Genomic DNA, 25,396 nt, shown 5'->3' with positions numbered 1-25,396 from the left:
AGGACAGGGCAGCAGCGAGTGGTCGGTAGCCTGTGTCGGTGCTGACCGTGCAAGACGCCCTCATCCGCCTGCAGAAATTCTGGACCGACCGTGGCTGCATGGTCGTGCAGCCCTACAACACCGAGGTCGGTGCGGGCACCATGAACCCCGCGACGCTGATGCGCGTCCTCGGGCCGGAGCCGTGGCGGGTGGCGTATGTCGAGCCGTCCGTCCGCCCGGACGACAGCCGCTACGGCGAGAACCCCAACCGGCTGCAGACGCACACGCAGTTCCAGGTGATCCTCAAGCCCGACCCGGGCAACCCGCAGGAGCTCTACCTGGAGTCGCTCGAAGCGCTCGACATCGACATCCACGCCCACGACATCCGCTTCGTCGAGGACAATTGGGCGCAGCCGGCGATCGGCGCCTGGGGCCTCGGCTGGGAGGTGTGGCTGGACGGGATGGAGATCACCCAGTTCACCTACTTCCAGCAGGTCGGCGGGCAGAACCTCGACCCCGTCTCGGTCGAGCTCACCTACGGCATCGAGCGCATCATGATGGCGCAGCAGGGCGTCTCGCACTTCAAGGACCTGCAGTACGCCCCCGGCATCACGTATGGCGAGGCCTTCGGCCAGCAGGAGTACGAGATGTCCCGCTACTACCTCGACGACGCCGACGTCCAGACCAACCAGGACTTCTTCGACCGCTACGTCGCGGAGTCGAAGCGACTCATCGAGGCGCGGCTGCCGATCCCGGCATACACCTATGTGCTGAAGTCGTCGCACGCGTTCAACGTGCTCGACGCCCGCGGCGCGATCTCGACCACCGAGCGCGCCAAGGCGTTCTCCACGATGCGCGGGCTGGCCCGCGACGTGTCCAAGCTCTGGGTCGAGCGGCGCGGCGAGCTGGACTTCCCGCTGATGAAGGCCGACAGTGCCAAGGTGCTGGCCGGCGCCGCGGTGCGCCACCCGGCCGACGAGCCGGAGGATGTCGACCTCACCGCACTGCCCGACACCGCGCAGACCCTGGCCGTCGAGATCGGCGTCGAGGAGCTGCCGCCGCACGTGGTCGACCAGGCGATCGACTTCGTCCGCACCGCGCTCACCGAGAAGCTCGACGGCAGCCGCCTCACCCACGGCGCGATCGAGGTGACCGGCACACCGCGCCGCATCGTCGCGGTCGTGGCCGACGTCGCCCCCCACGAGCCCGACGCCGAGACCCTGCGCAAGGGACCCAAGGTCGCTGCGGCGTATGACGAGAGCGGCGCACCGACCAAGGCCGCCCAGGGGTTCGCTCGCGGCCAGCAGGTCGACCCGGGTCAGCTCGAACGTGCTGACTTCGACGGCGTCGAGCACGTTGCGGTGCGGGTCACCGAGCAGGGCCGGGACGTGCTCACGGTGACTGCCGAGATCGTCGCCGAGGTGATCGAGTCGCTGCGCGCCGACAAGAATATGCGGTGGAATGACCCGCAGCTGTCCTACAGCCGGCCGATCCGCTGGGTGGTCGCGCTCTGGGGCGAGACGGTCGTCCCGGTCCGTGCCTCCGAGCTGCACGCCGGGCGCACCACCTACGTGCACCGCACCGACTCCGAGCCGCTCGCGCGGGTGGCGAAGGCCGACGACCTGACGCGCGTGCTCGACACCCACGGCATCGTGCTCGACCCGAAGGTGCGACGGCAGCAGGTCATCGACCAGTCGCGAGCGCTCGCCGAATCTGTCGGCGGCACTATCGATTTCGAGGGCGAGTCCGGCCTGGTCGACGAGATCACCAACCTCGTCGAGCAGCCGCACGCGATCCTCGGTGGCTACGGCACGAAGTATCTTGAGCTGCCCGAGCAGATCCTCACGACCGTCATGCGCAAACACCAGCGCTACCTGCCGGTGCGCGACGCCGACGGCAAGCTGTTGCCGCACTTCGTCACCGTCGCCAACGGCGACTGCGACGAGGAGCTGGTGCGGCTCGGCAACGAGACCGTCGTGCGGGCCCGCTACGAGGACGCCGCCTTCTTCTACGACGCCGACAAGCAGCTGCCGCTCGCCGATCTGCGCGCCGGCATCGACAAGCTGACCTTCGAGAACCGCCTCGGCTCGATGGCGCAGCGCTCCGACCGCATCAACGACGTCGCCCGCGAACTCGCCTCTGTCATCGGACTTTCCGGTGAGCACCGCAAGACGTTGGAGCGCGCCGGCGAGCTGGCGAAATTCGACCTGTCGTCGCAGATGGTCATCGAGCTGTCGTCGCTCGCCGGTGTGATGGCCCGCGACTACGCGACTCAGGCGGGGGAGACCCCGCAGGTCGCCGACGCGCTCTGGGAGATGGAGCTGCCGCGGTCGGCGGGAGACGCGCTGCCGCAATCGCTGCCCGGTGCGCTGCTGTCGGTTGCCGACCGATTCGACCTGCTGACCGCGATGTTCGCGATCGGCGCCAAGCCGACCGGGTCGTCCGACCCCTATGCGCTGCGCCGCGCGGCACTCGGCCTGGTGTCGGTGCTGCGGTCGCAGCCCAGCTTCGGCAAGCTCACTGTTGACCTCGGCCTGTCGGTCGCCGCGCAGCGGTTGCGCAAGCAGGGCATCGATGTCAGTGACGAATCCATCGCTGCGGCAAAGGAATTCGTCATCGGCCGGTTCGAGCAGGCACTTCGGGACGAGGGCGTCTCGGTCGACAGCATCGCGGCCGTGACGCCGCTCGCGGCCGCACCCGGCGTCGCGGTGCAGGCGCTCGCCGACATCGACGCCGCGGCGCGTGCCGACGACCGCTTCCCGGCGCTGGTGGAGGCGGTGCAGCGCATCACCCGCATCGTGCCGCCGGAGACGCCTGCGTCATACGACCGGGCGCTGCTGACGAGCGACGCCGAGGACGCCCTCGCCGTCTACGTCGACGAGCTGCCCGATCACGCCAACGACGGTCTGCCGCAATGGGTCCCGGACGCGTTGCCGTTGGTCGCGCCGCTGGCGAAGTTCTTCGACGACGTGATGGTGATGGCCGACGACCCGCAGTTGCGCGCGACCCGGCTCGGGCTGCTGCAAACCATCGTCGAGCGTGCGCCGCGCGGCATAGACTGGCGGGCGCTCAACACCGCGCTCTGATCGATCCGAGCGGCGTTCGCGAGGTGATCGTCGCGCGGGCTTGAGTTCGTCCATGGGCGAACTTCTAGCGTCGCCGGCGTGGACATCAACAGCGCAACCTCATCACTCCGCATCGCACTGCTCGTCGGGAGCGTCCGCGACGACCGACTCGCCGGGACTTTAGCGGCCTGGGTGCAATCGGAGGCGTCGAGGATTCCGTGGGTCGACCTCGACGTCGTGGACCTGGTCGAGCACGATCTGCCGATGACGGCCATGAACCCGGGCGGTGGCTCATCCTCGATCAGCGGTCGGCTGCACGAGGCCGACGGCTTCCTGATCGTCACGCCGGAATACAACCACAGCTTTCCAGCGCCGCTGAAAAACGCAATCGACTGACACTTCGCCGAATGGGCTTATAAACCAGTGGGTTTCGTCGGTTATGGGGCCAGCTCCGGCGGCTGCCGCGCGGTCGAGCAGCTGCGGCAGGTGTTCCCCGAGCTGCGCGCAACCACGATCCGCGAGGCGGTGCTGTTGAACCGCCCCTGGGAGCGTTGCAACCAGGAGGGGCGGTTCATCCAGCGCGCCGAGGAGTCGGCGGCGCTGCAGGCGACCATCGAGGAACTCGGTTGGTGGGCCCGCGCTTTGCGCGACGGCCGCGATCGGCGACGGGGTGCGGCGTGACCGCGGCACCCGCGGTGGCGGCTGCCGATGATGCTCCCGACCGGCAACGACTGACCCGGAGCGAACGCAGGGTCGCGGGCGTCGTCGCGCTCGGTGGGCTGTTGGCGGTGCTGGACACCACGATCGTGGTGGTGGCGATGCCGCGCTTCATGGCGGTGTTCGACGTCGGTCTGGCGGCTGCGCAGTGGATCGTGGTCGGTTACAGCCTCGGCATGGTCTGCGCGATGGCCGTAGCTGTCCCGGTCGCCGAACGGTCCGGTGCCCGCCGCGTCTACATCGCGGCACTGCTGCTCTTCGCAGCCGCGACGAGTTGGGCAGGTATGACGAACAGCCTCGGTGAGCTCATCGCGGCTCGAGTGTTGCAAGGGCTGGGTGGTGGCTTCATCAACCCGGTGGGCATGGCGCTGGCGTTCGGTGCCGTGGAGCCGCGCCGCCGGGCCCGCATCACCGCGATCACCGGACTGCCCCTGCTGATCGGTCCGATCGCCGGTCCGGTCCTGGGCGGCGTCGTGCTGCAAGGAAGCTCGTGGCGCACTCTCTTCTGGATCACCGTGCCGCCCGCCCTGCTTGCCGCTTTCGGGGCCGTGTCGTGGATTCCCAGGTCCGCCGGCACTCTTTCGATAGACGATCCTCAAGCGAGACAGGGACGAGTTGCTGTGACGACTTCGCAGGAACACGGTAATGGCGGCTTGACCAGGGGTCGGCCGCTCTGAGTTGACACATGCAGGTAGATGCCTGCATATTGGAGCCGTGAGCCAGCGACGCGACCTCGACGAGGTGTTCAAAGCGCTCGCCGACCCCACTCGGCGAGCTCTCCTCGACGACCTGCGTCGCGAGAACGGCCAGACTCTCCGCGACCTGTGCGAGGGCATCGCCATGGCCCGCCAGTCGGTGACACAGCACCTCGATCTCCTAGTCGCGGCCAACTTGGTCGTGGTGATCCGACGGGGCCGGGAGCGCCGCCACTTCCTCAACCCTGAACCGATCCACGAGATCCAGCGTCGCTGGATCCACGAATTCGATCGGCCTCACCTCGACGTCCTGGACGTCATCAAACAGCGAGCAGAGGACAGCGCAATGAGCCAGACCGATGAGTTCCCCGACTACGTCTACGTGACCTACATCCACGCATCCGCTGAGCAGGTGTGGGAGGCGCTCACGAACGCCGACATCACGGCGATCTACTGGAACGGCATAGCCAATGTCTCCGACTGGACGCCCGGGTCCACATGGACTCACCGGATCGGCGGCCGTGACGGCGAGTACGACATCTGGGGTCAGGTGCTGGAGACGAAGCCACCTCACCGCTTGGTGTTCACGTTCCAACCGGCGGCCCAGCCGCTCGATGAGCCCGGGTCGACGGTCGCGTATGAGATCGAGCCGCACAACAACATCGTCCGTCTCACGGTCACCCACACGAACCTGCCCGACCAGTCGACGCTGAACGGGATCTCGAAGGGTTGGCCAACGGTGCTGGCCAACCTCAAGACCTACCTCGAGACCGGAATTGCGCTCCCGGGCGACAGCTGGCACCTAATGCAGAGCTAACCACAACCACGCAGAACCGAGATAGGGAAAGACCCATGATCACGAACAACGACTTCACGACCACCTTCGTCGCGCCCGTCACCCCGGACGAAGCATTCGAGGCATCAACTGCCCCAAGAACATGGTGGAACCAGATGATCGTGGGTGCCGCCGCGCAGATCGGAGACACGTTCATCTTCGACGTACCGGGGCTGCACCACTCCAAGTTCGAGGTCACCGAAGCGCGGCCCGGCCAGCACCTCGCCTGGAAGGTCATCCCGTCCGGAGAGGACACCGAACTCGATGAATGGCTCGACACCGTCGTCACATTCGACTTCGCGCCCGATACTGCAGGAACCCGCGTCACCTTCACCCACCACGGTCTGCAGCCTCGGATGGAATGCCACGACGTATGCTCCACCGCTTGGGCCTATCACCTCGACGCAGGCCTCCGAGCACTCCTCACCGAAGGCCAGGGCACACCTATCACCCCCGATACGATCGACGAGGTCGCTCGCAAGGTCGGAGCTGCTGCTGAGTAGGCGAGCAAACCTGATCCCGCGACACTTCGGTCACTCGGATGAACGCACACGGGTTCTGTGCTCGAACTCATTCACCCGGCTCACGACGCCGTCACGAACCTCGTGCGAGCCTTCCCCGGATTACCGGCCCGGTCACAGAAGTTCCTCACCACCTTCGGGATTTGCTAGCGCGAGGCGAGGCCAAGGAGATCCAGTATCTCACCTCGCTGATCACCCAGCTGAAACTGCGCAACGTGCGTGACGCTGCAGCGGGCAGCGGCAGCCCGCAGTCCTGTTCGACGAGCTGCCCAACCGGGTCCTTTCACCGCACCCTGCACTCTCGAGCACCTCATGGAGGTATGGACATGACCACACCGCGCATACGGACCGGCAGGGTATTCATCGGGTCAAGCCTTGACGGCTTCATTTCCCGACCAGATGGGAACATCGACTGGCTCACCGATCCTGCACCGGGTCCTCGCCACGCGAACATCAGCAGTACCCAGGAGGTGGCCGGGTGGGAGTCGTTCTTCCCCAGCGCCAACCACCTTGTGATGGGGCGTGGCACCTACGAGAAAGTCCTCACCTTCGACGGCTGGCCGTACCCCGATAAACGCGTCCTCGTCATGTCCACCACGCTCACGACCGACGACACCCGGGTCACCGTGACGCGGGACCTTGACGAGGCTGTGCAGGAACTGGCCAGCTCCGAAGCTGGCCAGGTCTACGTCGACGGCGGCTCGGGCCTGCCGCTGTTCGGCGACCTCGACGACGATGTCCAGCTCGAACTCGTGGCCAGCAATGCCTCCGGCGGCATGGTCAACTCCACCTACCGTGTGCACCGACCACGGCCCTCCAACCAGACGAAGCAACCGTCAACCGTCAACAATTGATCGCACCACGGGCTCGCAATCTCCGGACCTCGTGGCCGCTGGTTGCGGCCAACATCGCCGGCGCAGCCGGTCAGTCCGTCGCCGGGGCCACGAGCGTTCTCCTGGCAAAGGAGATTGCGGGCACGTCATACGCCGGGTTGCCTCAGGCATTGCTGGTGGTGGGGGCGTCCGCCGCCACTCTGGTCCTTTCTCGTGCAAGCATGCGATGGCCACGAACGACCGCGCTCGCCGCTGGTCAACTGGCCGCAATGGCCGGGGCGGTGGCCGGCGCGATCGCAGCCCTGACCGCGTCATTGACGTTGTTGTTGCTGGGAAGCGTCCTTATCGGGGCCGGGCAGGCTGCGGTTCTGCTCGCTCGATACGCAGCAGCAGAGCTTGCTGAACCCGCGCTCCGCGCTCGAGCCATGGGCTGGCTACTGACAGCGACAACTTTCGGTGCTGTCGTCGGACCGAATCTGCTGCAGCCCAGCACCGCGATCGGACACACTCTCGGACTCCGATCCTTGACCGGCCCGTACGTGATCGCCCTCCTCGGGTTCGCGTTCGCCGCGTGGCTTCTTTGGTGCGCGCCTGCGCGCACAGCGCCCGCATCGGTCGCACCTCACAGCAACGCCGGGTGGTCGCTGCCGAACCTGTCTGGCCTCGCCATGCTCAGCACGGCAAACCTGATCATGATCGCCGTGATGACAATGGGCTCACTCCGTATGGAACAGCTCGGATCAGGGCTATCCGTCATTGGCCTGGTCATCAGCGTCCATATCGCGGGGATGTTTCTGCCGTCCTCGCTCAGTGGCCGTCTCACGTCCAGAATCGGTGGCACCCGATCCTGCCTGATCGCCGCACCGCTGCTGGCCCTCGCCTGCCTCCTTGCCGCGGTCGCCGAGTCAGATCTGGCCATGGCAGCCGCCATGCTGCTTCTTGGTGCGGCCTGGAACCTCGCCCTACTCGCCGGCAGCGCACTCATCACCGACGGAGTGCCCGAGGGCCTCAGACCTCGGCGCGAAGGTTGGGGCGACACGAGCATGGGCCTTGCTGCGGCCGGCGGAGGCATCGTGTCCGGGCCGGTGATGCACGCAACCAACTACGCCACACTCGCCGCCGCCAGTGCCCTCCTCGCGGTCGTCTTCACCGCTGTCGTGTTAGCTATCACACCCACCGCCCGCCGCTGATCCGTACCCAGCACAAGTGCTCGCCCCCACGCCTCGCAGCGTCAACAACGTCCCGACCCACAGCGCAACTCGGAGCCGGGGTCATTGATGTTGAGGAAGGTCATCACTTCGAGCAGTACGACGACCAGCAGAGCGACGACTGGGGCAAAGGTGACTGCTCGGTGGAAAACCCTGACCGCGGCATTGCTGATAGTGCGGGGTGGTCGGGGCCGGCATTACGGTTGCGATCGCGCGGCTGGGCGTGCTCGCGGTGATGCTGGGCGGCCACCCCTCGTATGGGCTGATCGGTGTGCTGGGCTTCGCCCAGGGCCTGGGCGTCGGAGCGATCATGATGCCGACCCCGACCCTGGTCGGCGCCACCTGAGATCTCATCGACGTGGACCCGATGTCCGGATCGCCGAACTTCGGGGGGGGGGGGGTTGTCGACGAGTACCGCAAGACCGACTTCATCCGAGCCACGCCCAGAGCGTGACACTCGCCGCGTTGGGCATGGCCACTGTCAGTGGCCGGTGCGAGCATGTGTGACATGAACCACACGACGACGGACTGGTTGCTGGCCGGGGACCCGGCGATCAGGTGGCAGACGATGGCCGGCCTCGTCGACGCCAGCCCTGACGAAGTCGCCGCCGAGCGCGCCGAGGTGGCCCGATCCGGTTGGGGCAAGCGGTTGCTCGCACTGCACGACGACCAGGGCTGGGCCGGCGGCGCCTGTTTCCCGAATCGGGAGACGTGGACCCCGCCGCCCGAGGTCGTCGGCGATCCCGAGGGCCAGCCGTGGACCGCGACGCTGCCCACGCTGCGGCTGCTGCATGCGCTCGGCGTCGAGCCGGACGACCCGGCGGTGCAGGAGGCGGTGACTGCCGTCCGGGAGCGCGGCCGGTGGGAGTATGCCGGCGAGCCGTTCTTCGACGGCGAGGTCGAGCCCTGCATCAACGGCGGCGCAGTCGCGGTCGGCGCCTACTTCGGGCAGGACGTCGACGGCATCGTGCGGCGCCTGCTGGGGGAGCAGCTGACCGACGGCGGCTGGAACTGCGAGGCCGAGAACGGCTCGACCCGGTCGTCCTTCCACACCACGATCTGCGTGCTCGAAGGGCTGCTCGCCTACGAACGAGCCGGCGGCGGCATACCGATAGCGGACGCGCGGAGTCGCGGCAACGAATATCTGTTGCAACGCAACCTGTTTCGGCGCGCCTCGACCGGTGAGGTCGCCGACGATGCGTTCCTGGAGTTCTCCTTCCCACCGCAGTGGCACTACGACGTGCTGCGTGCCCTCGACTACTTCCGCGACGCCGGCGACCCGCCCGACCCGCGTATGGCGCAGGCCGTCGAGCAGGTGCGTGCGAAGCGCCGGCCGGACGGCACCTGGCCGCTGGAGAACACCCATCCCGGACTGATGCACTTCGCGCTCGAGGACGCCGACGGCGAGCCCAGCCGGTGGAACACGCTGCGGGCGCTGCGCGTGCTGCGCTGGTATGGCGCTGCTTAGACTTCGGCCTATGACGGGATTCTCGACCAAGGCCATTCACGCAGGGCAGGAGCCCGACCCGACGACCGGTGCGGTGGTGCCGGCGATCTACCAGACCTCGACCTACAAGCAGGACGGCGTCGGCGGTCTGCGCGGCGGCTACGAATACTCCCGTTCGGCCAACCCGACCCGCACCGCGCTCGAGGAGTGCATCGCCGCATTGGAAGGCGGCGCAAAGGGATTCGCGTTCGCGTCGGGGCTCGCGGCCGAGGACGCGATCATGCGCGGGCTGCTGGCCCCGGGCGACCACATGATCATCCCGACCGACGCCTACGGCGGCACGTTCCGCCTGGTTGACAAGGTGCAGAAGGCGTGGGGCGTCGACTACAGCCTGGCCAAGGTGTCGCAGCCGGACGCCATCCGCGGTGAGATCCGCCCGGGCGTCACCAAGCTGATCTGGCTGGAGACGCCGACCAACCCGTTGCTCGGCATCGCCGACATCGCGGCCGTCGCGCAGATCGCGCACGAGGCCGGTGCGCTGCTGGTCGTGGACAACACGTTCGCCTCGGCATACCTGCAGCAGCCGCTCAGCCTCGGCGCGGACATCGTGCTGCACTCGACCACCAAGTACAGCGGCGGTCACTCCGACGTCGTCGGTGGCGCTGTCGTGGTCGCCGAGCAGATCGGCGTGCCGGAGTTTGCCGATGCCGCCGAACGCATCGGCTTCCACCAGAACTCCATGGGCGCGATCGCCGGGCCGTTCGACTCGTGGATCGTGCTGCGCGGGCTGAAAACCCTTGCGGTCCGGATGGAACGGCACTGCGACAACGCCGAGCAGATCGTGCAGTTCCTGCAGTCCCGCGACGACGTCACGCACATCTACTACCCGGGGCTGGACAGTCGCCCGGGCCACGACGTCGCGGCCAAGCAGATGCGTCGCTTCGGCGGCATGGTGAGCTTCCAGGTCGCCGGCGGCGAACAGCACGCGGTCGACGTCATCGGGCGCACCAAATTGTGGACTCTCGGCGAGTCGCTCGGCGGAGTCGAGTCGCTCATCGAGCACCCTGGTCGGATGACCCACGCGAGCGTCGCCGGCACCGAGCTCGAGGTGCCCGCCGATCTCATCCGCCTGTCGGTCGGCATCGAGGACGCCGACGACCTGATCGCCGACCTGCGTCAGGCGCTCGACGGCTGACCTCATGATCGCCGAGATCGTGCTGGCGGTGCTGTGCCTGATCGGCGCAGCCTTCCTGATTGCCCAGACCGTGGTCCAGCGTCGCATCTGGCGCCGGCACCAGAACGACGTGGCGGTCATGCGGCAGTGGCAGGAGGAGACCGCCGGCGCGCCATACGACCAGTTGGGGAGTGGGCCGCCGCCGGTGACCTCTCCGTATGCCGTCGCCGCGCGTCCCCTGCCGCCGCGCCCGGGTGCGGGCCGGCTCATCTGGGTCGGCGTGCTCGTCGCGATTGCACTGATCCTGCTGCTCGCCGCCTCCGCCTGACCCGCCGCGCACCCTGCTCCGACGCCGTTGACGCCGTCGCGACATACGCGATATAACGTGTTAAACGCGATATGTCGCGATGAGAAATCCGGACGACGATTGTCCGTAGTGGGTGACAGGGTGGATGCCACCCGGGGAGCAGAGGAGCCATGACATGACAGACGCCGTGACAGCCGACGGGCTGGTGAAGCATTACAAGGAGGTCAAGGCCGTCGACGGAGTGTCGCTGCGGGTGCCCGAGGGCAGCGTCCTCGGCGTGCTCGGACCCAACGGGGCGGGCAAGACCACAACAGTGCGGATGCTGACCACCCTGATCCGCCCCGACGCGGGATCGGCGACGGTCGCCGGTGCCGACGTGTTGCGCGACCCGCAGGAGGTGCGCCGTCGCATCGGAGTCTCCGGGCAGTATGCCGCGGTCGACGAGCACCTCACCGGCCGGGAGAACCTCGAGATGGTCGCCCGGCTCTATCACCTCCCTCGGGGGGAGGCGAAGGCCCGCGCGCGTGAGCTGCTGGCGCAGTTCCGGCTCGAGGACGCCGCGAACCGCCCCACCAAGACCTACTCGGGCGGCATGCGCCGGCGGCTCGACCTCGCCGGCGCGCTCGTCGCGCGGCCCCCGGTGATCTTCCTCGACGAACCGACCACCGGTCTGGACCCGCGCAGCCGCGGCGACATGTGGGAGGTCATCAACGACCTGGTCGGCCACGGCACTTCGGTGCTGCTGACCACGCAATACCTCGAGGAGGCCGACCGCCTGGCCGACAACATCGTGGTGATCGACCACGGCCAGATCATCGCCGAGGGCACCGCCGACCAGCTCAAGGCACAAGTCGGCGGCGAGCGTCTGGAGATCACCGTCGCCGACCCGGCGCTGCTCGATCAGGCGGGCGACATCCTCGCCGGGGTCGGCGACGGCGCGGTCGAGACCGACCGCCACAGTCGCCGGCTGATCGTGCCGGTGAGCGGTGGCACCCAGTCGCTGCTGGCTGCCGTACGACGATTCGACGAAGCCTCGATCACGGTGCAGGACATCGGGATTCGGCGTCCGACGCTGGACGATGCATTCCTGTCGCTGACCGGTCACCGGGCCGAGCAGTCCGAGCAGAGCGACGAGGCGGACGTCGACAACGACAACGACAACGACGAGCAGTTGGAGCTGGCGCGATGACCACTGAGCAGCTGACGACCGGGCAGATCGCCAGGCCGAGCGCGATAGGCAGCTTCGTCTCCGACGGGCTGACCGTCGCAAAGCGCAACCTGATCAAGATCCGGCGGGTGCCGGACCTGCTGATCTTCACCACGCTGCAGCCGATCATGTTCGTGCTGCTGTTCGGCTACGTCTTCGGTTCGCTCGCCGGCTCCGGTGCCTCGGTGCAGGCCGGCTACCGCGAGTTCATGATGGCCGGCATCTTCACCCAGACGATCATCTTCGGGGCGACGATCACCGGCTACATGATGGCCGAGGACATGCAGAAGGGCGTGATCGACCGCTTCCGCACGCTGCCGATGCACCCGAGCTCGGTGCTGTTCGGCCGCACCCTGACCGACGTCCTGAACAACGTCATCGTGCTGATCGTCATGTCGCTCACCGGCCTGATCATCGGCTGGCGGCTGCACGGCGGTGCGCTGCACGCGCTGTGGGCCTACGTGCTGATGCTGCTGTTCGCCTACGCGCTGTCCTGGCTGTTCGCGTTCGTCGGCCTGCGGGTGCGCTCGCCGGAGGTGGTCAACAACGCCTCGTTCATGGTGATCTTCCCGGTCACCTTCATCGCCAACACATTCGTCCCGTCGCAGAACATGCCGTCGGTGCTGAAGACCATCGCCGGCTGGAACCCGGTCTCGACCATCACCCAGTCCGCCCGGGAGAATTTCGGCAATCTGTATGCGCTGAAAGGCAATCCGCAGCCGACGCACGCGCAGGTCGACAAACAGACGGCCTACACCTGGGCGCTGCAACACCCGGATCTCTACACGCTGATCTGGACCGTGGTGCTGCTCGCGGTCTTCGTGCCGCTCGCGACCTCCGCCTACAAGAAGGCCGTTGCCAAGTAGCCCCCGTCATACGGGATGAAAGGGCGCCCGCACCGAGTTCGGTGCGGGCGCCCTTTGCATCGAGCGGGTGGACCCGTCAGCCGGCGTATGCCGTGGCCGCGAGCACCTTGACCTCGATGGTCTTGCCGTTGGGCGCCTCGTAGGAGACGGTGTCGCCGACCTTGGCGCCGTTGATCGCCTCGCCGAGCGGCGAGCGCTCACTGTAGACATCGAGGTCGGAGTCGCTCGCGATCTCGCGGTTGCCGAGCAGGAACTTCTCCTCGTCACCGAACATGTCGACGGTCACGACCATGCCCGGGCTCACGACGCCCTCGGTCGAGCTGCTCTGACCGACGGTCGCATTACGCAGCAACTCTTCGAGCTGGCGGATGCGGGCCTCCATCTTGCCCTGCTCCTCCTTGGCCGCGTGGTAGCCGCCGTTCTCCTTGAGGTCACCCTCTTCGCGAGCCTCTTCGATCTTGGCTGCGATCTCGGTGCGGCCCTCGCCGGAGAGATGGTCGAGCTCGGCCTTCAGGCGGTCGTACGCCTCCTGGGTGAGGAAGCTGGCCGAAGTGTCGGCAGCGTTGGTCACGATGTCTCCTTGGATGGGCGGTGCGTCAAACAAGTGGGTCCGGGGCGTTCCGCAGTGCTTGCGGGAACCGCTCCCAGACCCGGGGTGTAAACATCAACCATAGCACCAGGGGGCGCTGGACCTGCGAATCGAGAACGCGGGTCAGCGGTACGAGCACTGGTCGACGATGCCGGTCACAGCCTTGGAAACCGTGGGGATCGTGCGGGTGTATTCGGTCGTGTCGAAGTCGTGCGCGGGCAGGTCCACGGTCAGCACTCCGACTCTGGAATGGCTGATGTCCTGCGCCTCCAGGGTGCAGCGCACCGGCTTGCCGTCCTGGTTGTTGACGTAGAAGGTGACCTGCACGCTGCGGTCGTCGATGACCTTGAACGGCCCGTTGTCCCAGCTGAGCCCCTTGCTGGCCGAGACGCCCCACCAGACGGCGAGCGCGGACATCAACAGCACCCCGACGATGCCGATCGCCCACCACTTGCGGTGCTCGGGCGCGGGTCGGGGGATCGCCATGAGGTGAGAGGATAGGTGGCGATGCCGAGGGCCTGCGGCCCGCCCCCGACCGGGCGCCGCGGCCCGAGATCTTTTCGAGGAGTTTGCGGACAGTGACTGACGGCCTGCGTCTGATGGCGGTTCATGCCCACCCGGACGACGAGTCCAGCAAGGGTGCGGCGACGATGGCGCGCTACGTCGCCGAGGGTCACCCGGTGATGGTGGTGAGCTGCACCGGCGGCGAACGCGGCGACATACTCAACCCGCGCCTGCAGGGCAACGCCGACATCGAGCGTGATCTGCCGCAGGTGCGTCGTGCCGAGATGGCCAAGGCGCAGGAGATCCTCGGCGTCGAGCACACCTGGCTCGGATTCGTCGATTCCGGTCTGCCGGAAGGAGATCCGCTGCCGCCGCTGCCCGAGGGCTGCTTCGCGCTCGAGCCGCTGGACATCACCACCGAGGCGCTGGTGCGGGTGATCCGGCAGTTCCGACCGCACGTCATCACCACGTATGACGAGAACGGCGGCTACCCGCACCCGGACCACATCATGACCCACGTGGTGACGGTCGCCGCGTTCGAGGCCGCCGGTAACCCGGAGGCGTTCCCGCACGCCGGGCAGGCGTGGCAGCCGTTGAAGCTCTACTACGACCGGGGCTTCTCCAAGGCGAAGATGACCGCCTTCCACGAGGCGTTGCTCGCCGCGGGTAAGGAGTCGCCATACGCCGAGTGGATGAAGCGTTGGGACGACCGGCCCGAGGGCCGGGTCACCACCCGCATCGAGTCGGCGAAGTACTTCGCGGTGCGCGAGCAGGCGCTGCTTGCGCATGCCACCCAGATCGACCCGGACGGCACGTTCTTCTCGTTGTCGGCGACCGAGCAGGGCGAGATCTGGCCGACCGAGGAGTTCGACCTGGCGCGGTCCTACGTGTCGCTCGCCGAGGGCGAGGACGACTTGTTCGCCGGCCTGCCGGCGGATGTGTCGCAGGCCGATGCGATGGCGACCGGGCAGCTCGGTGCGCCGGTGGTGGATGACGTCAAGCCGCGAGTGACGGAGGCCGAGCATGTCTGACGGTGGCAACGAGAGCGTTCTCTACACGGCCGGCATCTGGGGGTTCCTGGTGCTGTTCGGGATGGCGCTGGCGTGCTGGCTGCTGTTCCGGAGCATGAACAAGCACCTGCGCGGCGTCACCTGGCGGGAGGAGGACCGGCAGGCCTCGGCCGACGCGACCCGCGCGCGCAGCGTGCAGAAGCTGCGGCTGCCCGACGAGCCGAAGCAGGAGTCGCAGGCAGCGTCGAAACAGGCATTGGGACAAGAGCCCACGCCCGCGTCGAAGCAGGCGCCCGAGGAAGCGAACGAAGCACCGTCGCAGACTCGCGACGAGCTCTGACGCGACGAGCCCTGACGCCGAGCGGCTCACTTACCGCCCAGAGGACCACTTATTCGGGCCCCGAATGACCCGGATAAGTGAGCCTGTGGGCGATAAGTGAGCCTGTCGGCGGGGGAGTGGGGGCGCCGGATAGGCGGGCCCGTAGGCGATAAGTGAGCCTGTCGGCGGGGGAGTGGGCGTCAGGCGGCGGAGGCGTGCCCGTAGATCGCCATCGATGCCGCGACGTAGTGCGTCACGAAGGCGACCACCGTGAATGAGTGGAAGATCTCGTGGAAGCCGAACCAGCGCGGTGAGGGATCGGGTCGCTTGGTGCCGTAGACGATGGCGCCGAGCGTGTAGAGCCCGCCGCCGACCGCGATCAGCGTGACCACTGCCGGGCCACCGGAGCGCAGCATCGGGCCGAAGTAGAAGATCGCCACCCACCCGAGCGCCACGTAGACCGGCGTGTAGAGCCAGCGCGGCGCGCCGACCCAGAAAACGCGAAAGAGCACGCCGAGCGCGGCGCCGCCCCAGACCAGTGCGAGCAGGGTGATCGCCTGCGAACGGTCGAGCAGGGTCAGCGCGAACGGCGTGTAGGTGCCGGCGATGATCAGGAAGATGTTTGAGTGGTCCATCCGTTTGAGCACCGCCTGCACCCGCGGGCTCCAGCGTCCGCGGTGGTAGACCGCGGAGGTGCCGAACAGCAGCGCGGCGGTGACTGCGAAGATGGCGGCACCGACGCGTCCACGGGCGGTCGGCGCGAGCGCGATCAGCACGATGCCGGCCGCGACCGCGAGCGGCGTCATACCGGCGTGCAGCCAGCCGCGCAGCTTCGGCTTGACCAGGCGGACCAGGTCGGTGGCCTCGTGCTGCAGTTGCTGCGCCGCGGTGCGGGTGGACTCGATCATGCCCCCAGAATAAGTTACGCGAGCGTAGGTTGTCATCCTGGCGCAGTATGACGAACGTCTCGGCATACCCTTGAGTTCGTCCAACACATCGGATCTCGTGACCGGGGGTGCTCCATGCGGGTGAGCGATCTGCTCTACAGCGCCTACGAACGGCACGTTCGGCGTTCACTGCCCGAGCAGAACCTCCCGCGACACGTCGGCGTCATGTTGGACGGCAACCGGCGGTGGGCCAAGCGCCGGGGCGCGGCGACCGAGGACGGACACCAGGCCGGCGCGGACAACATCAAGCCGCTGCTCGGTTGGTGCGAGGAGGCCGGCGTCGAGGTGGTCACGCTGTGGCTGCTGTCGACCGACAACCTCAACCGCTCCGCGCGCGAGCTGACACCCCTGCTCGGCATCATCGAGGACGCGGTGAAAGGGCTTGCGGCAGAAGGTCGTTGGCGACTGCATCCGGTCGGGGCCCTCGACCTGTTGCCGGCCCAGACAGCCCGGGTGCTCAAGGAGGCGGCGGACTCGACGGCCGGTGTCGACGGGATGATCGTCAACATCGCGGTCGGGTATGGCGGGCGCCGCGAGATCGCTGACGCGGTCCGTTCGATGCTGCAGGAGCACGCCGCCCGCGGCACGTCGATCGAGGAGCTCGCCGAGGTGCTGGACGTCGAGCACATCGCCGACCACCTCTACACCAAGGGGCAGCCGGACCCGGACCTGGTGATCCGCACCTCCGGCGAACAACGGCTCGGCGGATTCCTGCTGTGGCAGAGCGCGCACTCGGAGTTCTACTTCTGCGAGGCCTACTGGCCCGACTTCCGGCGGGTCGACTTCCTGCGTGCCCTGCGCGCATATGCGGTCCGCGACCGCCGCCTCGGCAAGTAGCCCGCGTTCAGTCCTTCGCCTCCATCGCCTCGCTCGCCCCGGGAGCCTGCACGACCGGATCGGGGCGCGGTCGCAGGTAGGTGTACCAGTAGGCGCAGGAGACGAATACGCCTGCGCCCACGGCGTTTCCGAGGAACGCGAAGATGATGTTCCGGATGACGTCAGCCCAGGTCAGCCCGGGGGAGTCGACGAACATGCCGAGCGGCAGGAAGAACATGTTGGCCACAACGTGATCGAAGCCGAGCGCCACGAACGCGGTGATCGGGAAGATGATGCCGGCAATCTTGCCGACGACGTCGTGCGCCGCAAGCGCGAGCCAGACACCGAGGCAGACCAGCCAGTTACAGCCGATGGCTCGCAGGAAGACCTGCAGGTTGGTCTCGGTGATGCCCTTGCCGGTGACGATGCCGACCAGCCGGGTGTGATCCATCGCGGCCGGGCTGCCGGCCTTCGCCAGCGCGTCGCCGATCACGCCGGTCTTGTAGGCCAGCACGTAGGCGACGAACAGCGAGCCGGCCAGGTTGGCCACGAAGAGCACGCCCCAGTTGACCAGCAACTGGGTGACGGTGATGCGGCGTTCGAGCAGGGCAAGGGGCAACAGCATCATGTTGCCGGTCAGCAACTCGGCGCCGCCGATGACGACCAGGATCAGGCCGAGGCTGAAGACCAGGCCGGTGACGAGAGTGGTGAGGCCGCCCCACGTCTTGGGGTCGAGGCCGGCGGAGCCGACGATGGCGAGCAGGCCGCCGAAGGCGATGTATGCACCGGCGAGGAAGCCGCCGACCGCCATCGATCCGATGGGCAGGTTCGCCTTCGCGACGCCGGACTCGACCGCTGCCTTGGCGGTCTGTGCCGGGGTGTTGTAACTCATAGCTCGGCAAGTTATCACCGGCGCAGCACCTCGTGTGCGTCACGCACTGCCGAAATGTGCTGCGATTGTGCGGTTTTCGCCGTCGAGGGTGACCATGCCGCCATACGGCATCAGCCATTGGGGTGAGGTGTGGCCGAAGTCGACGTCCAGGGCGACAACCAACTGCGGGTTGTACTCGGCGACCGCGCGCAGCACCGCACCTCGTTGCTCGGTGCGTATGGCGCTCGCCGCATCCGCCGTGACGGGATGCTCGTGATCGCCCACCGGCGGCCTGGCCCAGACCAGGGCGGCCGCCGCCGAGATCAGACCCCGCTCGCCGAGGTTTCGCAGGAGCCAGTAGTTCTCGGTCGGCGTCTTCGGCTCCTCGTGAGCCTCGATCAGCAGGATCGCACCGTCATACATCTCGGCGGGGTGCATGAAGCGGTTTGCGGCCAACGTCCAGCCGACGATCTCCAGGCACCCGCCCCAGGTCGGCGCAGTGACCGAGCGGGCCGGGCCGCTCCAGCTCCACGGTTCGGCCGGTCCGTCCGGCGCCGGCTCGGTCAGGGCGCGCGGGTCGTCCCACCGATAGCCGTAGTCGCGGGTGCGGGCCGGTTGGTGGAGCGTGACGTCCCCGCCATACAGCGCCGCTCGCAGGGACTCCAGATGTATGGCGTCCGGCACGGGTCCGAGGTGCACCTGCGTCGAACCGCCGTAGATCCCCGGAATCCCGTGGTACCACAGGTAATTGAGCAGATTGGTGTTGTCGCTGTAGCCGAGGAAGCGCTTCGGGTTGGCCCGGATGACGTCGGCGTGCAGGTGCGGCAGCACGGTGATCTGATCGTCCCCGCCGATGGTCGCGATGATCGCCGCGATGTCGGGATCGGCGAAGGCTGCGTGCAGATCGGCGGCCCGCTGCTGCGGGGTGCCCGCGGCACGAGTCGTCGGATACTCGACCGGCTCCACTTCGAAGTCCTCACGCAGCCGCCGCAGCGCCCGCTCGTGTATGGCGGGGAAGTGTGCCGGAGCCGCCCAGCTCGGGGATAGCACGGCGACCCGATCTCCGGGGCGGACGGGCGGCGGGAGCGCGGGGGTGATCACGGGATGCAGCCCACCAGTGGGTTGCTTGCCGGAGCAACTCAATTGCCGCCCGCGAGTTGCGAGAGTGACTGTTGTGGTGGGTGTTGTCAGCGAGTCTGAACGGACGACGAACGCCGGATCAACCCTCGGCGCGTCGCGCGTCGAGGTGCGTCATACCGGCGCTGGCCCGTCGTAATGTCGGCCGTGACACGCCGCGACCGACGCGACGTGTTCGGGAGGCCCACCACATGGAGCGATCTTTGCTCCGGAAGGAGGGCCGGCACCGGCTCCTCCGCGAAGGGGCCCGGTCCCGGCACCTCGTCCGAGAGTAGGTCACGCGGCGCGACGCGCCCCGTGACGAGGAGATCGATATGGCCAGCAGCTCCCAGCCCTCCGGTTCGACGTCGTCCACCCGCTCGCGCGCCAATGCCAAGCCGCGCACCTACGTGCTCGACACGTCGGTGCTGTTGTCCGATCCGCGCGCAATGACCCGCTTTGCCGAGCACGAGGTGGTGCTGCCGGTGGTCGTGGTCACCGAGTTGGAGGCCAAACGGCACCATCCTGAGTTGGGCTACTTCGCACGCAGCGCTCTGCGGCTGCTGGATGACCTGCGGGTGACGCACGGCAGGCTCGACGCGCCGGTGCCGGTCGGTGACGAAGGGACTCTGCGGGTCGAGCTGAACCACACCGACCCGCAGTCGCTGCCCGCCGGCTTCCGGTTGGGGGACAACGACACGCGGATCCTGGCCGTCGCACGCAACCTCGCCAACGAGGGCAGTGAGGTGACGGTCGTCAGCAAGGACCTGCCGATGCGGGTCAAGGCGTCCGCCGTGGGGCTCAACGCCGAGGAGTACCGCGCCGAGCTGGCCATCGACTCCGGGTGGACCGGCATCACCGAGCTGTATGTCGCCACCAACCAACTCGACAGCCTCTTCGACGAGGGACGCCTCGAGCTTCCCGAGGCCGCGGAGCTGCCGTGCAACACCGGAGTCGTCCTCCTCGGTCCCAACGGGAGCGCGCTCGGTCGCGTGGTGCCGGACAAGTCGGTGCGGCTGGTGCGCGGGGATCGCGACGCGTTCGGGCTGCACGGCCGGTCGGCGGAGCAACGGATCGCACTCGACATGCTGCTCGACCCCGACGTCGGCATCATCAGCCTCGGCGGCCGCGCCGGCACCGGCAAGTCGGCGCTCGCCATGTGCGCCGGCCTGGAGGCCGTGATGGAGCGGCGTCAGCACCGCAAGGTGATCGTCTTCCGGCCGTTGTATGCCGTGGGTGGTCAGGAGCTGGGCTACCTGCCCGGGACCGAGAACGAGAAAATGGGGCCGTGGGCGCAGGCCGTGTTCGACACACTCGGGGCGCTGGTTTCGCGTGAGGTGATGGAGGAGGTCGTCGACCGGGAACTGCTGGAGGTGCTTCCACTAACCCACATCCGCGGCCGCTCCCTGCACGACGCGTTCGTGATCGTCGACGAGGCGCAGTCGCTGGAGCGCAACGTCCTGCTCACCGTGCTGTCCCGCATCGGCCAGAACTCCCGCGTCGTACTCACCCATGACGTGGCGCAGCGCGACAACCTGCGGGTCGGCCGGCACGACGGTGTCGCCGCGGTGATCGAAAAGCTGAAGGGTCACCCGCTCTTCGGTCACGTCACGCTGCACCGCAGCGAGCGCAGCCCGATCGCGGCCCTGGTCACCGACCTGCTCGAGGCGCCCGACGCATAGGTCTCCGGGCGGCGAAGGCAACTCGGGCTCTGGCGAGGACGACACCTCGCCAGAGCCCGAGCTCGGTCCGGGACGCGCAGAGACACGCCGGAACACGCCATAGGAAACCGGCCAATTCGTCGCGACGACTTGGAATCTTGACGCTTGTAGGGCACGCTGTGTCACATGTCTCATTTCGGTAACGGCGGGGCCGTCGCAGCGCCCCGTGACCGATACGAGATGCTGTGACCGTGACGCGCTCGTCACCTGCGGCCTGACGGCCCTCGTGCAGCGCGTCGATCCATGTCTTCCCCCGAAAGGCTGCTCCATGTCTCGTCCCGTCGGACGTCACCGTGCCCGTCGCGATACCGGCATCCGCGCCCTGCGCCGTCCGGCGGTAGCCGCGACCGCCGCGATCTCCGCGGTGTCGGTCTCGGCAGCGACCTACGCGTCGGCCACCGCCAACGTCGCCGGTCCGGCGCAGGCAGATCTGCAGCTGGGGGCCAAGGTCAGCGGGGCGGGTGCAGTGCAGGCTGCCGACTCCGGCCTGGTCGCCGATGCACAGGCACAGACGGCCGCCGCGCAGCAGGCAGTCAAGGCCCGTGCCGCGGCGGACGCGAAGGCCCGTGCGGCCGTCGCCAGTCGCGCCAGCAAGGCGACCAAGCTGCGCAGCCAGGCCGATTCCGGAGCCTCCGCCGCTCGCAAGAAGGCCGCGGACGCCAAGAAGGCCGCGGACGCCAAGAAGGCCGCGGACGCCAAGAAGGCCGCCGACGCCAAGAAGGCCGCCGACGCGGCGGCCGCCCAGCGCACGAGTGCCGGGCCCTCGACATCGCGCGACGCGCAGCGCCCGACCGCGCCGACCAAGGCGCCGGCCACTGCTCCGAGCACGCCGACCTACTCCGGCAGCCCGCAGACCATCGCGTCGTCGATGCTCTCGTCATACGGCTGGGGTCAGGACCAGATGGGGTGCCTGGTCAGCCTCTGGAACCGCGAGTCAGGCTGGCGTGTCGGCGCGACCAACCCGTCGTCCGGCGCCTATGGGATCCCGCAGTCGCTGCCGGCCGGCAAGATGGCGAGCGCCGGCGCCGACTGGCGCACCAACCCCGCCACCCAGATCCGGTGGGGTCTGGGCTACATCAGCGCCACCTACGGCTCGCCCTGCGGGGCCTGGGGTCACTCACAGGCGACCGGCTGGTACTGATCGGTCGCTGCACCGCACGACGCGAAGAGATCCGGTGGCCATGCCACCGGATCTCTTTGCGTGGCAGTAGGTTTGACCGGTGCACGCACTGCTGAGCGCCGATCCGGCGCCCCCCATCTCGAACGCCGGTAACGGCCAGCTCCTTGTCGCCGCACTCGTCGGCATTGGTGTGGTGGTGGTGTTGATCACCGTCGCCAAGCTGCATCCCTTCCTGGCGCTGCTGCTCGGCTCGGCAGCCCTGGCGTTGGTCGCCTGGGTGCCGGGCGAGGACGCGATCACCAGCTTCACCACCGGTTTCGGCAGCACGTCAGGGTCGGTCGGCCTGCTGATCGCGCTCGGCGCGATGCTCGGCCAGATCCTGGCCGACTCCGGCGGCGCCGATCGCGTGGTGGCGACCATCACCGACCGATTCTCCGGCTCCGCGCTGCCCTGGGGTATGGCGCTGATCGCGGCCATCATCGGGTTGCCGATGTTCTTCGAGATCGGCGTCGTCATCCTGGTGCCGATCGTCATCCTGGTCGCTCGACGCACTGGCCAGCCGCTGATGCGGGTGGGCATACCCGCGCTCGCGGGTCTGTCGATCCTGCACGGTCTGGTGCCGCCGCACCCAGGCCCGGAGACCGCGATCGCCAGCCTGCACGCCGACCAGGGACGCACGCTGATCTTCGGGCTGATCGTGGCGATCCCGACCCTGGTGATCGCCGGGCCGCTACTCGGCCGGTTCGTCACCCGGTGGGTGCCGCTGCACGCGCCCGCCGCGGGAGACGGTGTCTCGGGTCCGGTGCCCGAGGCGGCGCCGGAGCGCAAGCTGCCGCCGTTCGCCCAGGCCGTGATCGTGGTGCTGCTGCCCGTCGTACTCATGCTCCCGGCCGCGATCGTCAACCTGTGGGCGTCGGAGGACAACGTCGCCCGAAAGATCCTCGACGTGCTCGGCACGCCGTCGGTCGCGCTGCTGATCGCCGTCGTCGTGGCCTACTTCGTGCTCGGCCTCGGCACCGGAATGACTCGCAAGCAGACCAGCGACTCGCTCGGCGGCGGCCTGCCCGGGATCGCCGGCATCATGCTGATCGTCGCGGCGGGTGGCGGATTCAAGCAGCTGCTGGTCGACGCCGGCGTCGGCAATGTGATCGCCGACTGGGCCAAGGACGCCAACATCTCGGTGCTGCTGCTCGGCTGGCTGGTCGCCGTCGGCATCCGGCTGGCCACCGGCTCGGCCACGGTTGCCACGGTCACCGCAGCCGGCATCGTCGGCGGGCTGGCCGAGACGCTCACCCCGGCGCACCTTGCCCTGCTGGTGCTGGCGATCGGGTGCGGCTCGCTGTTCTTCAGCCACGTCAACGACGCCGGCTTCTGGCTGGTGAAGGAGTACTTCGGCCTGACCGTCGGTCAGACGATCAAGTCCTGGTCGGTGATGGAGACGGTGATCTCGGTGGTCGGCTTCGGCTTCGTGATGCTGCTCAGCGTCATCGTGACCTAACCGCCACGAGTTCCCCGCTCGTTCCTCAGCCGACCGTGAACTCGCCCAGCTGGTCCCACGCCTCCGGCTGACCCTGGATGTTGCGGACCTGCGGGGTCTTGGCGGCATACTTCGGCAGTTCCGCCTGGGCCTTCGCAAAGTGCTCGGAGGTGACGTGTGCCTCGGCGGCGTCGTCGTCGAACGCCTCGACCAGCACGTACTCGTTCGGATCCTCCAGGCTGCGTGACCAGTCGAAGAACTTGTTGCCCGGCTCGGCTCGGGTCGCTTCGGTGAACTCCCGGCTCAGCTGCGGCCACTGGTCGGCGTACTCCGGCTTGATCTGCCACTTCACGACGATGAGGATCATCGGCACTCAACTCCTAGCCATCGATGGGTCGTATGACGGGACTCTTCCAGCCGATCCGGGAATTCACTCACCCGGGCCCCGGGTCTTCGGCCCGTTGCGTCGCGTCGAGCGGGCCCGGCCGGATACCTTGGGCGCATGCTCGTGCACAAGCGTCTGTTCGCCGCCACCTACTGGATCGTTGCAGTGGTGCTGGTCGCGTTCGCCGGCGCGCTCGGCGCCAGCTGGGGTAACGACCAGGCGCCGACGTTCACCGACGAGTCGAGCGGTTCGGTGCCGGCCAACGGCGTGTCACACCTGCTCTATCAAGTGTTCGGCGGCGTGCTGGCCGCACTTGCCGTACTCGCGGTCTTCGCCGCGATCTGGCTGCTTCTCTGGGCACGGGCCCGCAAGGCGGCGCCGGCCGAGCCGGACGACTATGAGGACGAGGACACCATGTCGGTCGACGACGTGGAGCAGCTCTTCGACGAGGACGACGAGGACGAGTACGCCGACGACGCCGGGCCGTATGACGAGGCAGCCGACGAGGAGCCCTCGCGGTTGCGCTGATCTCGATACGGGCGAGTCGGCTCGCAGGCTCGCCGCCTCGCCCTACTCGATCAGCGAGCTGGCCCCCGTTCTACTCGATCAGCGAGCTGGCCCTCGTCCTACTCGATCAGCGAGCTGGCCCCCGTCCTACTCGATCAGCGAGCTGGCTAGACCTTCCGCAGGCGCACGCGGGTCACGTTGTGGTCCGGACCCTTGGTCAGCACCAGCGTCGCCCGGCTGCGGGTGGGTGCGACATTCTGCTGCAGGTTGGGGGCGTTGATGCTGTCCCAGATCTGCCCCGCGCGGTCGATCGCCTGCTCGTCGGTCAGGCTCGCGTAGCGGTGGAAGTAGGAGTTGGGGTCGGCAAATGCCGTCTGCCGCAGCCGCAAGAACCGCTCGACATACCAGGTCTTGATGTGCTCCTCGCGGGCATCGACATACACCGAGAAGTCGAAGAAGTCGGAGACCGCGAGGGTGCCGCGGCGATCGGTCGACGGCATCGACGGCTGCAGCACGTTGAGGCCCTCGACGATCAGCACGTCTGGCTGGCGGAGCACGACCTGCTCGTCCGGGACGATGTCGTAGGTCAGGTGGGAGTAGACCGGGGCGCTGACCTCGGCGGCGCCGGACTTCACCGCGGCCAGGAAGCGGACCAGCTTGCGCCGGTCGTAGGACTCGGGAAAGCCCTTGCGTTCCAGGAGGTTTCGGCGTTCGAGCTCGGCGTTGGGGAAGAGGAACCCGTCGGTGGTGACCAGCTCGACCCGCGGGGTGCCCGGCCAGCGCGCGAGCAGCTCCCGCAGGATGCGGGCCGTCGTCGACTTGCCCACCGCGACCGATCCGGCGATGCCGATGACGAACGGCGTGCGCGCCGGTCGCTCGCCGAGGAAGTCGGTCGTCACCCGGTGCAGCCGGCCGGTGGCGCCGACGTAGATATTGAGCAGCCGGGACAGCGGCAGGTAGATGTCCTCGACCTCCGGCATGTCCAGCCGGTCGCCGGTGCCGCGCAGCCGGCGCACGTCCTCCCGGGTCAGGCTCATCGGGTGCGAGTCGCGCAGCCCGGACCACGCGGCGCGGTCGAACTCGACATACGGCGACGGCACCGATGACTGGTTGCGGGACACCTGCGTCATTGAACCGCATGCCCTCCGACACGCGCCGCC

At 68.0% G+C, this 25,396-nt stretch carries 26 protein-coding genes and 1 pseudogene; 20 read left to right on the top strand and 7 right to left on the bottom strand.

Annotation, left to right across the window (positions count from 1 at the left end):
- Positions 1-38: 38 nt before the first annotated feature.
- The 13 genes and pseudogenes from N2M23_RS20240 to N2M23_RS20180 all read left to right on the top strand — a co-directional run bounded on the left by N2M23_RS20240 (position 39) and on the right by N2M23_RS20180 (position 12,854).
- Positions 39-3,065, top strand: a complete 3,027-nt coding sequence (locus N2M23_RS20240; RefSeq protein WP_265448087.1) for a glycine--tRNA ligase — start codon at positions 39-41, stop codon at positions 3,063-3,065.
- Positions 3,066-3,143: 78 nt separating this feature from the next.
- Positions 3,144-3,725: pseudogene (locus N2M23_RS20235) on the top strand (NADPH-dependent FMN reductase).
- Complete coding sequence (locus N2M23_RS20230; protein WP_265448085.1) at positions 3,722-4,438, top strand: MFS transporter; 717 nt, start codon at positions 3,722-3,724, stop codon at positions 4,436-4,438. The pseudogene N2M23_RS20235 and the gene N2M23_RS20230 overlap by 4 nt, the downstream one beginning before the upstream one ends.
- A gap of 37 nt (positions 4,439-4,475) precedes the next feature.
- Positions 4,476-5,273, top strand: coding sequence for an ArsR/SmtB family transcription factor (locus N2M23_RS20225; RefSeq protein ID WP_265448084.1), 798 nt, complete (start codon positions 4,476-4,478; stop codon positions 5,271-5,273).
- A 35-nt stretch (positions 5,274-5,308) separates the two neighbouring features.
- On the top strand, positions 5,309-5,794 hold the full coding sequence (locus N2M23_RS20220; RefSeq protein WP_265448083.1) for an SRPBCC family protein: 486 nt from the start codon (positions 5,309-5,311) through the stop codon (positions 5,792-5,794).
- 344 nt (positions 5,795-6,138) lie between these two features.
- Positions 6,139-6,666, top strand: a complete 528-nt coding sequence (locus N2M23_RS20215; protein WP_265448082.1) for a dihydrofolate reductase family protein — start codon at positions 6,139-6,141, stop codon at positions 6,664-6,666.
- Positions 6,667-6,926: 260 nt separating this feature from the next.
- Complete coding sequence (locus N2M23_RS20210; RefSeq protein ID WP_265448081.1) at positions 6,927-7,835, top strand: MFS transporter; 909 nt, start codon at positions 6,927-6,929, stop codon at positions 7,833-7,835.
- A gap of 199 nt (positions 7,836-8,034) precedes the next feature.
- Positions 8,035-8,199, top strand: coding sequence for a hypothetical protein (locus N2M23_RS20205; RefSeq protein WP_265448080.1), 165 nt, complete (start codon positions 8,035-8,037; stop codon positions 8,197-8,199).
- A gap of 162 nt (positions 8,200-8,361) precedes the next feature.
- A complete protein-coding gene (locus tag N2M23_RS20200; protein ID WP_265448079.1) occupies positions 8,362-9,321 on the top strand; it encodes a prenyltransferase/squalene oxidase repeat-containing protein in 960 nt (319 codons plus the stop codon).
- Between the two features lie 10 nt (positions 9,322-9,331).
- A complete protein-coding gene (locus N2M23_RS20195; RefSeq protein WP_265448078.1) occupies positions 9,332-10,495 on the top strand; it encodes a cystathionine gamma-synthase in 1,164 nt (387 codons plus the stop codon).
- Positions 10,496-10,499: 4 nt separating this feature from the next.
- Positions 10,500-10,802, top strand: coding sequence for a hypothetical protein (locus N2M23_RS20190; RefSeq protein WP_265448076.1), 303 nt, complete (start codon positions 10,500-10,502; stop codon positions 10,800-10,802).
- A gap of 154 nt (positions 10,803-10,956) precedes the next feature.
- The gene (locus N2M23_RS20185; protein WP_265448074.1) at positions 10,957-11,970 is read left to right on the top strand and encodes an ATP-binding cassette domain-containing protein; all 1,014 of its coding nucleotides are present in this window, start codon (positions 10,957-10,959) and stop codon (positions 11,968-11,970) included.
- Complete coding sequence (locus N2M23_RS20180) at positions 11,967-12,854, top strand: ABC transporter permease (RefSeq protein ID WP_265448072.1); 888 nt, start codon at positions 11,967-11,969, stop codon at positions 12,852-12,854. Before N2M23_RS20185 ends, N2M23_RS20180 begins: the two co-directional genes overlap by 4 nt.
- Before the next feature lie 76 nt (positions 12,855-12,930).
- On the opposite strand, the gene greA is transcribed toward N2M23_RS20180, so the two are convergent.
- Both greA and N2M23_RS20170 read right to left on the bottom strand, forming a co-directional pair.
- Complete coding sequence (greA, locus tag N2M23_RS20175) at positions 12,931-13,425, bottom strand: transcription elongation factor GreA (RefSeq protein WP_265448071.1); 495 nt, start codon at positions 13,423-13,425, stop codon at positions 12,931-12,933.
- Positions 13,426-13,566: 141 nt separating this feature from the next.
- A complete protein-coding gene (locus tag N2M23_RS20170) occupies positions 13,567-13,929 on the bottom strand; it encodes a DUF4307 domain-containing protein (RefSeq protein ID WP_265448070.1) in 363 nt (120 codons plus the stop codon).
- Between the two features lie 92 nt (positions 13,930-14,021).
- On the opposite strand from N2M23_RS20170, the gene mca reads away from it, so the two are divergent.
- Together mca and N2M23_RS20160 are read left to right on the top strand one after the other, a co-directional pair.
- On the top strand, positions 14,022-14,978 hold the full coding sequence (mca, locus tag N2M23_RS20165; protein WP_265448068.1) for a mycothiol conjugate amidase Mca: 957 nt from the start codon (positions 14,022-14,024) through the stop codon (positions 14,976-14,978).
- Positions 14,971-15,297 carry a hypothetical protein gene (locus N2M23_RS20160; protein ID WP_265448066.1) on the top strand — a complete coding sequence of 109 codons (327 nt, stop codon included), beginning with the start codon at positions 14,971-14,973 and terminating at the stop codon, positions 15,295-15,297. Before mca ends, N2M23_RS20160 begins: the two co-directional genes overlap by 8 nt.
- A 179-nt stretch (positions 15,298-15,476) precedes the next feature.
- Here N2M23_RS20160 and trhA read toward each other — a convergent pair whose 3' ends face one another.
- A complete protein-coding gene (trhA, locus tag N2M23_RS20155) occupies positions 15,477-16,184 on the bottom strand; it encodes a PAQR family membrane homeostasis protein TrhA (protein ID WP_265448064.1) in 708 nt (235 codons plus the stop codon).
- A gap of 114 nt (positions 16,185-16,298) precedes the next feature.
- Between trhA and N2M23_RS20150 the strand changes: the two genes are divergently transcribed.
- Complete coding sequence (locus N2M23_RS20150; RefSeq protein ID WP_265448062.1) at positions 16,299-17,060, top strand: isoprenyl transferase; 762 nt, start codon at positions 16,299-16,301, stop codon at positions 17,058-17,060.
- Between the two features lie 7 nt (positions 17,061-17,067).
- On the opposite strand, the gene N2M23_RS20145 is transcribed toward N2M23_RS20150, so the two are convergent.
- Together N2M23_RS20145 and N2M23_RS20140 are read right to left on the bottom strand one after the other, a co-directional pair.
- Positions 17,068-17,931 (bottom strand): formate/nitrite transporter family protein, encoded by an 864-nt coding sequence (locus tag N2M23_RS20145; RefSeq protein ID WP_265448061.1) that lies wholly within the window; start codon positions 17,929-17,931, stop codon positions 17,068-17,070.
- Positions 17,932-17,970: 39 nt separating this feature from the next.
- Complete coding sequence (locus N2M23_RS20140) at positions 17,971-19,011, bottom strand: S66 peptidase family protein (protein WP_341870616.1); 1,041 nt, start codon at positions 19,009-19,011, stop codon at positions 17,971-17,973.
- A 464-nt stretch (positions 19,012-19,475) separates the two neighbouring features.
- Between N2M23_RS20140 and phoH2 the strand changes: the two genes are divergently transcribed.
- The 3 genes from phoH2 to N2M23_RS20125 all read left to right on the top strand — a co-directional run bounded on the left by phoH2 (position 19,476) and on the right by N2M23_RS20125 (position 23,365).
- On the top strand, positions 19,476-20,708 hold the full coding sequence (gene phoH2 / locus N2M23_RS20135) for an RNA 5'-3' helicase PhoH2 (RefSeq protein WP_425270268.1): 1,233 nt from the start codon (positions 19,476-19,478) through the stop codon (positions 20,706-20,708).
- A gap of 307 nt (positions 20,709-21,015) precedes the next feature.
- On the top strand, positions 21,016-21,888 hold the full coding sequence (locus tag N2M23_RS20130) for an aggregation-promoting factor C-terminal-like domain-containing protein (protein WP_265448059.1): 873 nt from the start codon (positions 21,016-21,018) through the stop codon (positions 21,886-21,888).
- Between the two features lie 79 nt (positions 21,889-21,967).
- Positions 21,968-23,365: a GntT/GntP/DsdX family permease gene (locus N2M23_RS20125; protein WP_265448057.1), complete on the top strand. Its 1,398-nt coding sequence runs from the start codon at positions 21,968-21,970 to the stop codon at positions 23,363-23,365.
- A gap of 25 nt (positions 23,366-23,390) precedes the next feature.
- On the opposite strand, the gene N2M23_RS20120 is transcribed toward N2M23_RS20125, so the two are convergent.
- Positions 23,391-23,711, bottom strand: a complete 321-nt coding sequence (locus N2M23_RS20120; protein WP_265448056.1) for a putative quinol monooxygenase — start codon at positions 23,709-23,711, stop codon at positions 23,391-23,393.
- Between the two features lie 135 nt (positions 23,712-23,846).
- Here N2M23_RS20120 and N2M23_RS20115 point away from each other — a divergent pair, with 135 nt between their 5' ends.
- Complete coding sequence (locus tag N2M23_RS20115; protein WP_265448054.1) at positions 23,847-24,257, top strand: hypothetical protein; 411 nt, start codon at positions 23,847-23,849, stop codon at positions 24,255-24,257.
- 146 nt (positions 24,258-24,403) lie between these two features.
- Here the strand turns inward: N2M23_RS20115 and coaA are convergent, their stop codons facing one another.
- A complete protein-coding gene (gene coaA / locus N2M23_RS20110; protein ID WP_265448053.1) occupies positions 24,404-25,366 on the bottom strand; it encodes a type I pantothenate kinase in 963 nt (320 codons plus the stop codon).
- Positions 25,367-25,396 lie beyond the last annotated feature (30 nt).

This window comes from Flexivirga meconopsidis (genome assembly GCF_026162425.1).
GTDB classification, from domain to species: domain Bacteria; phylum Actinomycetota; class Actinomycetes; order Actinomycetales; family Dermatophilaceae; genus Flexivirga; species Flexivirga meconopsidis.
Note: the sequence above shows the minus strand (reverse complement) of the source record. Positions and strands in the feature narration are given on the sequence as shown.